The organism is Allochromatium humboldtianum (assembly GCF_013385175.1).
In the GTDB taxonomy this organism is placed as follows: domain Bacteria; phylum Pseudomonadota; class Gammaproteobacteria; order Chromatiales; family Chromatiaceae; genus Thermochromatium; species Thermochromatium humboldtianum.
Genome location: NZ_JABZEO010000037.1, coordinates 1 through 11,444 on the forward strand (window position 1 = coordinate 1; position 11,444 = coordinate 11,444).

11 protein-coding genes are annotated in these 11,444 nt (G+C 57.5%); 5 read left to right on the forward strand and 6 right to left on the reverse strand.

The genetic code is table 11. The features are described 5' to 3' along the window. Positions 1-58: 58 nt before the first annotated feature. The 3 genes from HW932_RS21015 to HW932_RS21025 all read right to left on the reverse strand — a co-directional run bounded on the left by HW932_RS21015 (position 59) and on the right by HW932_RS21025 (position 4,337). On the reverse strand, positions 59-634 hold the full coding sequence (locus tag HW932_RS21015; RefSeq protein ID WP_176978408.1) for a hypothetical protein: 576 nt from the start codon (positions 632-634) through the stop codon (positions 59-61). Further along, a complete protein-coding gene (locus tag HW932_RS21020; protein ID WP_176978409.1) occupies positions 631-2,550 on the reverse strand; it encodes a DNA topoisomerase 3 in 1,920 nt (639 codons plus the stop codon). The genes HW932_RS21015 and HW932_RS21020 overlap by 4 nt, the downstream gene beginning before the upstream one ends. 752 nt (positions 2,551-3,302) lie before the next feature. Next, a complete protein-coding gene (locus HW932_RS21025) occupies positions 3,303-4,337 on the reverse strand; it encodes a ParM/StbA family protein (protein ID WP_176978410.1) in 1,035 nt (344 codons plus the stop codon). A gap of 638 nt (positions 4,338-4,975) precedes the next feature. Here HW932_RS21025 and HW932_RS21030 point away from each other — a divergent pair. Further along, entirely contained in the window at positions 4,976-5,575 is a 600-nt protein-coding gene (locus HW932_RS21030; RefSeq protein ID WP_176978411.1) for a hypothetical protein, read from the forward strand. Between the two features lie 320 nt (positions 5,576-5,895). Here the strand turns inward: HW932_RS21030 and HW932_RS21035 are convergent, their stop codons facing one another. After that, complete coding sequence (locus tag HW932_RS21035; protein WP_176978412.1) at positions 5,896-6,144, reverse strand: hypothetical protein; 249 nt, start codon at positions 6,142-6,144, stop codon at positions 5,896-5,898. A gap of 92 nt (positions 6,145-6,236) precedes the next feature. Here HW932_RS21035 and HW932_RS21040 point away from each other — a divergent pair, with 92 nt between their 5' ends. Beyond that, a complete protein-coding gene (locus tag HW932_RS21040) occupies positions 6,237-7,244 on the forward strand; it encodes a S49 family peptidase (protein ID WP_176978413.1) in 1,008 nt (335 codons plus the stop codon). A gap of 316 nt (positions 7,245-7,560) precedes the next feature. Next, the gene (locus HW932_RS21045) at positions 7,561-7,914 is read left to right on the forward strand and encodes a hypothetical protein (RefSeq protein WP_176978414.1); all 354 of its coding nucleotides are present in this window, start codon (positions 7,561-7,563) and stop codon (positions 7,912-7,914) included. Positions 7,915-8,242: 328 nt separating this feature from the next. Here HW932_RS21045 and HW932_RS21050 read toward each other — a convergent pair whose 3' ends face one another. Then, complete coding sequence (locus HW932_RS21050; protein ID WP_176978415.1) at positions 8,243-8,554, reverse strand: integration host factor subunit beta; 312 nt, start codon at positions 8,552-8,554, stop codon at positions 8,243-8,245. 35 nt (positions 8,555-8,589) lie between these two features. Then, positions 8,590-9,216, reverse strand: a complete 627-nt coding sequence (locus HW932_RS21055) for a hypothetical protein (RefSeq protein ID WP_176978416.1) — start codon at positions 9,214-9,216, stop codon at positions 8,590-8,592. A 167-nt stretch (positions 9,217-9,383) separates the two neighbouring features. Here HW932_RS21055 and HW932_RS21060 point away from each other — a divergent pair, with 167 nt between their 5' ends. Both HW932_RS21060 and HW932_RS21065 read left to right on the forward strand, forming a co-directional pair. Beyond that, positions 9,384-10,778: a hypothetical protein gene (locus HW932_RS21060; protein ID WP_176978417.1), complete on the forward strand. Its 1,395-nt coding sequence runs from the start codon at positions 9,384-9,386 to the stop codon at positions 10,776-10,778. A 57-nt stretch (positions 10,779-10,835) separates the two neighbouring features. Continuing rightward, positions 10,836-11,444: AAA family ATPase (locus tag HW932_RS21065; RefSeq protein ID WP_222932483.1), on the forward strand; the 609-nt coding region annotated here is incomplete at its 3' end.

Consider the following 11,444-nt stretch of genomic DNA (forward strand, 5'->3'; position numbering starts at 1 on the left):
CGGACGCACGGCGTCCACCGCCACACCGGCCTGCATCGCGTTGTAGCGGGTAATTCGTTCAGACCAGCATCCAAGAATGCCACGCGCCATAGCCCAATCCAGCCCAGACAAGCGCTGAAGGTGTTCCCAACTTGATGTCGATCCAGGATGGAAGACAGGAAAACACACAGCATCCCACCAAGTAGCCCGCCAACACCCATTCAGCGTAGTGTCCAGCAACAAACACCGGCGTCAGCCAGTGCTGAAACAGCCACCAGGCGATCGGAAGCATCAGTAGCGGGGCAAAGGCTGTGGGGGCGGCATTCAGGATGTTGATGCGCGCGAAACTTACCGAACCCAGGATCCAGCGATCCCCAACACGCCGAGGGGCCAGGTCGAGCGAGACCGGCTTGGCCCCTAGCAACCAGCCGACAGTAAAATGCGTCAACTCATGCAGCAGCGTTCCCGGCAAACTCAACAAGGCCAACGTCCAAAGGGAGTTACGTCCAGTGCGCAGAATCGCCAGCCAGGTTAGCGTCAGATAGACCGACGGCGTGGTCTGATGCGTATGGATGTCCCGAAAAAGGGATTTCCAGTCAGAAGAGCGTTCCGTCAGCCAGGGGATGATGTCCCAAAGCGATGATTCAATGCTCAAGCGGCGCTGCTCCGTTTAGAGCGAGACTTGCTGCCGGACGCCCCCTTGCGCGCACCCGAGCGCGCTTTGCTGCCTGTTTTTGGGGCTTGGGTAGGCGCTGCCGTATTTCCTCCGCGCACAAGCGTTTGTCCGGCGCGCTCGCTGAACCAGCGGGTGCCACCCCCGACGAATTTCCGGATCCCTTCCATGAAGGTAGCCGCCGGCAGCTGCCCCTCGGCGATCTGCTTGAGCTCCATTTCCCACTTAGCGGTCATATCCGGGCGCGTGAGCGGAACCGGAAGGTTCTCGATGATTGAACGCCCAACCGGCGTATCGTGAAGATTCCCCTTGGTGTCGACACGGATATAGTTGCGCTTTTTGAGCTTTTCGATCGTCTCAGCCTGCGTGGCGGCTGTACCGATACCCGAGGTCTCCTTGAGCACGGCCTTGATCCGTTCGTCCTGCACATACTTGGCAATGGCACCCATGTCGCCGATCAGGGAGCCTTCCGTGTAGTAAGCGGGGGGCGTTGTCTGACCCTCAACCAGGCGCGTATTGACGACCTTGGCGTCCTCGCCATTCTGGAGTGGCGGCAGTTCGACCTCGGACGGCTTCTCGTTTAAGTGAGCTTTCCAGCCCAGCACGCGCGGCACACTGCCTTTAGTCTTGAATTGCAGTTCTCCGAGCGGCAGCAGTACCTGGGTCTCGTCGTGCTCATAATCCGGGCACAGCGACCACAGGTAGCGCTGCGCGGCCAGGGCATAGAGTTGGCGCTGTTTTGTTGTCGCATCAAGCGGCAGCGGTTTGCCGGTCGGGATGATGGCGTGGTGTTCTTCACCTTCCATCTTTTTGTTGCTGAACACAGTTGCACGTGGCATCGGCTCGGTGATGGCTTCAGCCATCTCAGCCAAGGAGGACTCCGGTCCCTGGCGAATGGCGGCCATCACGCTTGGCACTTCGCCTTTCTGCTCTTCCGGCAGAAAGCAGCATTCCGTCCGAGGATAGGATAGGCATCCGGCCACATACAGTTCCTGGGCAATGGCCAGAACTTCCGCCGCCGACCATTTGAAACGCTTGTTGGCTTCCGCTTGCAGCGACGGCAAGGCGTGCAGTTTGGGCGGGGCGACCTTTTTGCGCGCAGTCTCAACCTGAAGCTGTCCGATCTGGCCCTTCGCCTGCTCGGCCAGCGTTTCGGCTTTTTCGCGCTCCCAGAGGCGCGACTCCTCGCTGCTCGGTGAATGGCGCATGAGCACCACCGAACCGGCGCGCGTTTTTACCTTCGCCTCGATGTCGTAAAAAGCGCGCGGGACGAACTGCTCGATGGTCTTGCAGCGGTTGACCACCAAGGCAAGCGTGGGCGTCTGGACGCGCCCAATCGAGACCATGGTATCGCGATCCGCAATGGATTTTGTTGCCGCGCGCGTCAGATTCATCCCCATCACCCAGTCCGCTTCGGAGCGTGCTTTGGCGGCTTCGTAAAGCGGGCGCAGTTTCGCATTGCTTTCCAGTCGCTGAAGCTGCTTTTTGATCGTCGCCGGATCCGTGGCATTGAGTAGCAAACGCTGCACCGGCTTGCGGTTGTTGAGGTATTCCAGCACCTCGTCGACGATCATCTGGCCTTCGCGACCCGGATCACCGGCATGGACCACGCTGTCGGCCCGAGCCAGCAAGCGTTTGATAGCCGTCAACTGGCCCTGGGCATTCTCAACCGGGCGCATCTGGATCTTGTCCGGAAAAATCGGCAGCAGATCCAAACGCCAGGCTTTCCATTCAGGGTTGTAATCCTCCGGCGGTGCCGCCTCAAGGATATGCCCGACGCACCATGTAACAACGTCGTCGCCGACTTCAATGTGGGTTTTCGAGACGTCGCGCCGCCCTGGCAAGCAGGCCGCGATAGCTTTGCCCATGCTAGGTTTTTCTGCAATAAATAATCGCATGCGTATATAAGTCCTGTGTCTTAATAGCTTCCAGATCGAAGCCCCCAAGCTGGAGAAGGCGTTTCTCGCGCCTGAAGCGTTTGATTATGCTTCTACTTTTCGGCATTAAAAAGAAAACCGATTTGCAAGTTCCATTTGCAATGCCAGCGCTTGGGGGTCGATATCATCCAGTGAGTTAGCCTCTTGCTCGTCTGAGTCTAACACTGAATCTGACAAGGGACTTTCCGGATCCAATGCAGGCGGCGGCGACGAAGTCGAATTGACAGCGGGAGTAATTGCAGAAGTCGAAATCGGCGCAGGCGCAGGCACTGGCCCCGGATCTGGAATCGAGCTTGGGGTTTGCACGGGTGTGCGTGCGATGCTCGAAATCGGCTCCGAGGTGGCCTCCAGATTATCATCCCCTCGATAGGCAACAGGCGCTACTGCCGCCTTCTGTGCTGAATCAACAGCCGTCAAAGTTGGACTAGGAGCCGGAGCCGTTTTCCTCACGACCTCAAACGAGGTTGACGGGGGCGCTTGCCTCGCAGACTGTTTACGTCGACTCGACGTTTTATCTGGCATAACGGCTTGCCCATGCTCAAGATAAAAATCAATCGCAGTCCGGATATGCTTTCCCGTCTTACCGTAAGGGATGGATCGAATCCACTCGGCGATGTGCGGATCCGATTCTGTGTTAACGTAAAAAGTTACCTTTTCGGTTAAACTTTCGTCTTTAGACGATTGATTACGTATCCACTTAGACATTTTAGACATTAGGCTGCCTTATCTGTCTTGCCTTGCAGGTGAAGCAGCGTCGTAAACCGACCGAGACGATAGTATCCTTCTGAAATACTAAAACGCGGTCCGGACAGCCGGGCATCATCGTGCATATCAGTGATAATCCGCGCATGCGGCCAACGTTCACGAAGTGGCCCGGCAACCATCTCTGCGCCCCCCCCGGCGATCAAAACACCATCAATTTCTTCCACATAGTCTTTCATCAACTTTGATGCCATATCAGCGACCTGCGTCGCTAAAACGGATTTCGCGTATTCGATCTCCTTTTCTAAAGAGAGGTCTTCTCCCATGTGCTTTACTGCTGCACCTCTCAAAATACGCTCGCTGCTGATCAAATCGCGCTTGAGTTTATAGCGATCATTCAACAGATTTTGAAGCGTTTCAACAGCGACTCGGACACCGCCGCAGACACCCGACGCCGCATCGATCCAGTGCCCCTGTTCCATCAATATGAAGTCTGTCGTGTAATAGCCAACATCCACAATACCCCAAGATTCCGAGGCCAAGTCACGCCCACGTCCGGGCACTCCAGCGCGATTGAGCATGTGTGCTTGATAAACCCCGATCGGCTGCGGAACAATGCGAATCTCCGAGTCATCTCCAAAATGTAATTGCGCAATATCCTTCAGCGGCTGGCGATAACTGGAAAACAGGCTGACCGGCAGCCCCAGCACCCAAAGCCTTTTACCAGAAACCGCCCGCTCATCAACAATCTTGCGAGCCATCACCATCAGGGCCGCATGTTCGTTAGACAGCACCCATTCGTCTGTGAGGCCGGTCGATAGTTTCGACTTTCCTTGTCTTCCTGCAACTTCTCCAACGAAGTAATCACGACCATTCACAGTGACAGTGTTTTCTGATGCCAGCGCCGCCTGATGATCGTCTCCATCAATACTCCAGGCGTCACAAGCATAAGAAGGGAAAATCGCTCGTTCGGTCCCTTTTTTGCCGTCGAACGTCATCTTGACCGCCGAATGCCCAAGATCAAGCCCTACAACAACAGTTTGCATTAGGCTAATTCTCCGAATGGAAGTGAAAGGAATGAACGGCAAGCCGACCCTAAACAGAAACAGAGGCTCACCTACTCTTTTTCGCACTGATACTAGATCATCGATCAATACTTGTCTACCGTCAACAGCACATTGTACCTCTCGGCTGTAACGTTCCGAAGCCGAAAAACACTCCCGAAGTCTCGTGCCGCAGTCTAGTGTCACTGTATACAGTCCACACCATTCGCGCCCCCCTCCTGCCCCCCTCCCGCCCCCCCTTTAACTGTCTTGCGCCACCGACGTCCCCCATCTATAAATAAACACTTTGCGCCACCGACGTCCCCCCGTTACGAATTTTGCGCCACCGACGTCCCCCCGTTATAGAATTCCAGCCCGAAGGAACCCATCGGATCAGTGGGTGTGGAGCGTCACAGGAACGGCCTAGATGCCATCCGAACGGACCCATCGAAGGGTGGCATTGGCTGCGCGTAGAGGACACCCGAGGGCGCGCCTCGGGTGCTGTGCGGGCAGAGCCGAACCGAACGGCGTGCGAGCGCGCCAGACGGACCCATCGAATGTGAGAGTGCGTTTGTCTGTACGATCGGCGCACAACTAGCGGGGCAGACCCATCGAATTTCAACAGCACAGGCTCTCAAGCGATGACAAAAGACACGGAAACGAACCCATTAAATGACACGGTTCCTGACTCGTTCGGTGTGTTTGAAAAACGCGCGCGCGCGGCACAGCAAGAACTGAAAACGACGTCTGAGCGACGTCTGAGCGAGGTGATGTATGGGATTGAAAAGATCGACAAGCTACTGCTGTGGACCGATCGCTTGCTGTATGCGTCGCAGCCGCCGACGACGGGACGAATCCGTATCATGTGGAGGCGCAGAGAGGAGGAGTCGAATCAGTACCGGCCGCGGCTTGTGAAGTGGATCAAGCTTGGCGGGACAAAAAACGGGAGATGTCGCTGGCGTTATCGCGTCCTGTTAAGACCGACAAAAGCGGTGAGAGCAAAAGGCGGATTCTCGACACATCGCGACGAAGTTCTTGATCTTATCGAGATCGCGCAAGAACTCATCGAGCACAGAAAAACGCTCGTCGGTTACATCACAAACTTCAGCCGGGGCTGGACGCAGAAAGATCAGCACTTATCTGATCGCGAACAAGCGATCATCTATGACCTTGCGGCGATTCTCGGAAGCATCAACGAGAAAGGCGTGATGCAACTTGATCCTAAAGAGGTTTTTGGCTGATACGAGGCCGGACCCATCGAATGGGAATCCATAGACCCACTGCCATCATGTGGAAGATCTGATGCATCGTGCCTTCAGTAGTGTTGCACTAGGGCCGGAGTGTCATCGTCGCGCAGGATGCGTGGCGGGATCGGGACCGGGACCGTTGGCCCCTACGCGCTTGCGGCGTTGACGACAGCGGGCAGCAGAGCCTGTGCCGGCACTCATGGCCGTCAGATTCACCCATCGAATGCTTGGCACGTGCTGCGCACGCGCCGCGCCGGCTTTTCGGGGGGTGTGGGGGGGCACCCCCACGCCTCTCAGCCACGGTGAAGTTTCAGTCATACTCTGGAGCATTCAGCAACGAGATGGATCGCACGGGATTGGATACGTCGACTCAGGCTGGAAGCGCGCTCATGCTCTGATAACAGTTTATCGGATAACATTTTATCAATTTGGGATTGCACCCACTCGCGCACGGATAAATGTTTATCGAGTCGCTGTTCAAGGTATATGAACAGCGTTTCGTCCATCGAGACGGTGGTGGCCTTGTTACCGATTGATACATGGATTCGTTTGATAGCACTCATGGCACCCTCTGATAACATATTATCAGGATAATATGTTATCCTAAAACTTAGTAGCATTAAAGCGCTTTAATTCACCCCATCAGGAGGCACTGATGAACTGGAAATTTTGGAACAAACGCTGCGACAGTCTGCCGGATCCCAGTCAGGCGGATTGGGATCGCGCGCTGATCAATCGCGTGGTGATCGAATATCTGGATGATCAGCGCAAACGGCGACGCTGGTCGGTGCTGTTCAAGCTCTCGATTCTGATCTACGTTATTGTGACGTTCGCGGTCACGGCGCAATTTTTGGCCCCGGCGTCTGCGCCAACGGAGGATCATGCGGCACTGGTCGAAATTAACGGGATCATCGATACCGATTCGGATGCGAGCGCCGACCGGGTTATTTTCGCGTTACGTACCGCTTTCGAGGCCAAACACGCCAAGGGCGTCATTCTGCGCATCAACAGCCCCGGCGGCAGTCCGGTCCAGGCCGGCTACATCAACGATGAGATCAAGCGTCTTAAAGAGAAGTACAAGAAGGACCATGACGGGAAGGACATGCCGGTCTATGCCGTGGCTGTGGATCTCTGCGCCTCGGGCGGCTACTATGTAGCTGTCGGCGCGGATGCCATCTATGTCGATAAAGCGAGTTTGGTGGGATCCATTGGAGTGCGAATGGACGGTTTTGGTTTTCAGAAGGCGATCGAGGATCTGGGGATTGAGCGGCGTCTGCTGACGGCTGGAGCCAACAAAGGTATTCTTGATCCCTTCTCGCCGCTCGACGAGTCTCAACGCGATTTCATCCAGGGCGTTCTGGACCAACTGCACGCGCAGTTCATCGACGAGGTCAAGCGGGGCCGGGGCGACAAGCTCAAGGGAGGAGACGAACTCTTCAGCGGATTGTTCTGGAGCGGTGAGGAAGCGGTCGAACTGGGTCTGGCCGATGGGCTTGGCAATTCGACGCAGATCGCGAGGGACTTGCTGGGCACCGAAAAGGTCGTGAAATACTCAAAGAAGCGCAACCCGCTTGATTCCATGGCTCGACGGCTGGGCACGATGGTTGGTTTGGGGATTCGGGAAAGTGTGGGTCTGACCGGGAGTTTGTCTCCGCCGTACTGAGTGGCGGGTGGGCGCGCCCTGACAGCCGGATAGGCTGCTTAAAGAGCAGACGAAGGTCGTCCGGGCCGATCGGGATGTTAACAGCCGGATAGGCTGCTTATAGATGGGCCGCCCGGCCTGCATCAACGCCCGCTCCGTTAACAGCCGGATAGGCTGCAAAAGGACAGGCGCGTTGGCCAGCTGAGTGCCACATCGATCTAAAGATACTTCGAAAGCCGGATGCGGCACGGGGAGGTGTATTTTCGATCGTCCGGTCTCACCAAGCCCTCAAGCTGCTGGACAGTCAGACCCGCTCAATGCTGAAGAGCGGGCAATCGTGGCCGCCTATCTGGATTGCATCGGCGAGACGGATCCAGTTTGCATTCGCGAATTTCTGGAGGTTCTGGAAGGCGACCTGGAACAGCGGAGGTTCTTTTTCGCCGAGGCCGTTGCCCTGGGACTGGCGATTTGGGAAACCGGCCAGGAAAGCGTGCTGGAGGTCGAGGCACCCGGCCAGCCCAAGGTCGCCTGCGCGCGATGTGTCCACTGGATTCCCAACAAGCTCAATCCCGAAGGCGGGCTCGGCCGCTGCCTGGCTGAAGCGCCGGCCAGCAAGCGCATTGGCTCACTCTGGCCGGGCGCAGACGATGTGCGCTGCGAGCGCTATCGGGCACTAGATCCCGGCACCTGAGTCGATCGCGCCCAGAAAAAGTCTCGCAAGACGCTGTCTTTTAAAAATGTTTCCGTCATTTCTCAAAAAATCATCCAATGACGGAAACAGGCACAACGACCCCAGCCGGCGGGCGGCTGGTAGAGGCGCTTATGCGAATAAATACCGCGATCATCGACCAACGCTTGGCCGGTGTTAGGGTGGACCTGCCTGAGCATCCTAAAAATCGCCCAGGAACTGTCGATGAGCGGTCGGGCGCTCCCGCCGCAGGCCTGTATTTGGATGCGGTTGCACAAGCGACCAACACCAACAGAGCGTTGGAAGCTTGATAGCCGCTAGGATCGATGTGTTAAGCACGATCGTCCGAGAGCGACCGCTGGAACGCCTCATTGACCCGATCGCGCAGTTCCTTGCCCGGCTTAAAGTGCGGACGGTATGTCGCGGGCAGGGCCACCGACTCGCCCGTCTTGGGATTGCGCCCGAGGCGCGGCGCTCGATGGTGCAGCGAGAAACAGCCGAAGCCACGGATCTCGATGCGTCCCCCGGCGGCCAGCGTTGTGCTCAGCTGCTCAAGCAGCACTCTGACCGCCGCCTCGACGTCGGCGGACGGCAGGTGATCCTGTTTGGCGGCCAGGATCTCGATCAGGTCGGACTTCTTCATTCAAAAACTCTCCTGCACACAATGATGGCCAATGCTCAGAGCCGATAGTCGGCCAGCGGATCCTGGGGCGGATCGTTGAGGAACGGCCGATCCGATTCAGGAGGCGCCAGAATCGAGGCGATGACCGTGAGCGGATCCTCGCCGTCATCCAGCCGCTTGATCTCTGGATGAAGTGATCCGAAGAATCGCCGCTCCCGCTCTGGCCGCTGTCCCGCACGGCTGTCCTGCACATGCTTAATCGCCATCTGGGCGGCGCCCAGCACACGGTCGTAGTTCCGCAGGCGCTGCTGCTTGAGGCGCAGCTGCTCGACGAGAAACCCGAGTAACCGCGCCGAATCCTGCCAGGCCTCGCGACGCTGCATCAGCGCCTGCGAGATGGCCTCGGGGTCCATCTCGCCGTCGCGGATCTCGGAGTCGACGAAGACGCCGTGGGCGAGCACCACCAGCAGCGTGTAGGCCGGGACCGAGGTCGCTTGGGGACCATAGACCCGCTGGCCATCCGCGTCGAGGCGCAGGATGTCGAAGTAGGCGACCACACCGGGCGGCGCACCGCAGATCCAGTCGCCGACGCGATAGCTGTACAGCATGTTCTCAAAGCGCTTGGTCTGAACCTCCAGCGTGCGCCCGTTGTGCTCGACGAGCAGCGAATCAAACATTCCCATCTCGGACTCCTCGTTTGCGGAAGCCTTGCATGGCTTTCTCGGAACATTTTAAGTCAGTTATTGATACAGAAAAAACTACAATGTAAATTAGCTCAACTTTCATAATTGTTGACGGAGAAAGCGAGACGGACCCGCCTATTCCAGGCGATCATTCTCGCGCAAGACTGATGAATACAGGCAAAAACCTCATTTCAATCGCTATCTCAATGGTTCTCGCACAAGGCGTGGCGGCAGAGGGCGGCGCGGCCCAGGAGGCTTCGTCGATCGTGTCGACCCCAGCCACCCCGGCACAATTTAAGCTGGAGTTCCCGGCAGCGCACGCGGAAGGCGCCGTGGTTGGACGCGGCTGGAACTATGGCGTTCTCGACGAGTTTGACATCTATATGTGGCGCGAAAACGGTCATGTGTGGATGGAGATCATTCCGATAACCGCTCAGGCATTTATTTGCGGTGTGTCCTTCAGCGTCAAGCAGGATCGCAAGTCGTACTTCAGCGGCTTCAAGTTAGAGACCGAGAGCGGCCAGGGGTGGTGTAATAATCTAGCCAAGCGGCACGTTTTTCGATTTACGACCTACCCTTCGACCCGGCAAATCCCAGATTTGACAGGCAGTTTTGAAGTGATACTCAACACGGTCGGCAACAAGCATAATCACAGCCTTCGGCTGCCGGCCGCTGGTCCGAAAGACGTCACAGACCCAGGTAACGGATCTATTGAGGATACACCGACACCGAAGGCATGTACCGGCTATGGCGAACATGGTTACACCTGCCCCGAGGTCATCGGCGAGGCCCCTGCTGTCTGTCCGGACGGCTATGTGGGCGTTCCCGCCATGCGCATCCCTCTGGATGCAGAAGGCGGCACTCTGGATGTCGATGCCTTCTGCGTTTCGCCGTTTGCGAATGCAGACGCCGCGGTGCCGGATCGCCAGACCGTTCCGCAAACAGACCTGTCGTTCTTCCAGGCACAGGAGAATTGTGCTCTCGGCGGTGCCCGCTTGATCCGCGAATCGCAGTGGATGGCACTGGCCCACAATATCACTCTGGCGGATGCCAACTGGAGCGGCGGCAAGGTGGGCAAGGGGGACATCAAGGGCGGATTCAACAGTGAGCAATGCAAGACCGGTACTGGCCCCCTGCCCTATAGCACCTGTCCAGACTCGTTGGCTCCTGGGCGCGCTCGCGTTCTGACCAATGGCGCGACGGTCTATGACGTTGGCGGCAATCTTTGGCAGTGGACATTCCACGACCTTGAAACGGGCGTGGCCGGTGAGTTCACGGCACTGGGCGGGGATCAAGTCGCCGCGCCCTATGAGTCCGGGACGCGCGGTATGGGGGCCTTTATGTCATTCGGTGGGCTGGATACGGATGCCGACAGCCTGACGGACTGGTCAGGATATGCGCCGATCCGCGGTGGAGACCGTGGATCGGCGAAAGAGGCCGGCCCGTTTGCGCTCTCCGGCGGTGTGGTCACAGAGGCGTATCCGGATGTCGGTTTTCGCTGCGCCGTAGCGAAATCACGGCACGATCCGGCTCCGGAACCGACTGAGCCGAGCCGTCAGTAACCCATCGTCGAGACAAGCCCCGGCCTTTCGTCGGGGCTTTTTTTCTCAGGAACCGCCATGTTTAAGTTGACCGAACTCTCAACCGCTGGCTACCGATCTTTTCCGGATCGTCTCGACCTGGACTTGCGTCCACTCACCCTGTTCTATGGTCGCAACAATGCCGGCAAGAGCACCGCGCTCAGGTTGCTGCCGATTCTGGCTGATTCAGTGGCTGACGCTGCGACCTCGCCCTTTGATATCAGTCGGGTTGCCGGGCCGGATGCGAGCTTTCTCGATGTGCCAACTCGTATCGGTGCGGTACGGCGCAAACAAATAACGCTTGAACTTGGCTGGACTGATGCCGCTGGTGGGGGCTGCCGCGACAAATTTGTCCTCAAGTACATCGACGAGGCAGACCAGACGATCGTCACCCAATACCAGTGTTTCATGTCGGATGGCATGGTGTTTGAGATCGCGGCGCTCCCTTGGCCGGACCATGCGACCTATCGGATAACAACCGGTTGCGACGGTGCAATGGAACAGATCGTTCAGCCCCGTTTCACCGGTCTGGTGCCGGCGGACGATCAGACCTTGCCGCCGGCTTTGAGCGCCCTGCGTGAGCGACTGCTCCAACTGCGCGGTCATATCCAGTGGCTGCATTCGGGGCGCGGATGCCAACCACGCCTG

Bases quoted from the DNA above. Each gene is read 5' to 3' on its own strand.
- HW932_RS21020 (WP_176978409.1), bottom strand. From the start codon at position 2,550: ATGCGATTATTTATTGCAGAAAAACCTAGCATGGGCAAAGCTATCGCG.
- HW932_RS21025 (WP_176978410.1), bottom strand. From the start codon at position 4,337: ATGCAAACTGTTGTTGTAGGGCTTGATCTTGGGCATTCGGCGGTCAAG.
- HW932_RS21030 (WP_176978411.1), top strand. From the start codon at position 4,976: ATGACAAAAGACACGGAAACGAACCCATTAAATGACACGGTTCCTGAC.
- HW932_RS21035 (WP_176978412.1), bottom strand. From the start codon at position 6,144: ATGAGTGCTATCAAACGAATCCATGTATCAATCGGTAACAAGGCCACC.
- HW932_RS21040 (WP_176978413.1), top strand. From the start codon at position 6,237: ATGAACTGGAAATTTTGGAACAAACGCTGCGACAGTCTGCCGGATCCC.
- HW932_RS21050 (WP_176978415.1), bottom strand. From the start codon at position 8,554: ATGAAGAAGTCCGACCTGATCGAGATCCTGGCCGCCAAACAGGATCAC.
- HW932_RS21055 (WP_176978416.1), bottom strand. From the start codon at position 9,216: ATGGGAATGTTTGATTCGCTGCTCGTCGAGCACAACGGGCGCACGCTG.
- HW932_RS21060 (WP_176978417.1), top strand. From the start codon at position 9,384: ATGAATACAGGCAAAAACCTCATTTCAATCGCTATCTCAATGGTTCTC.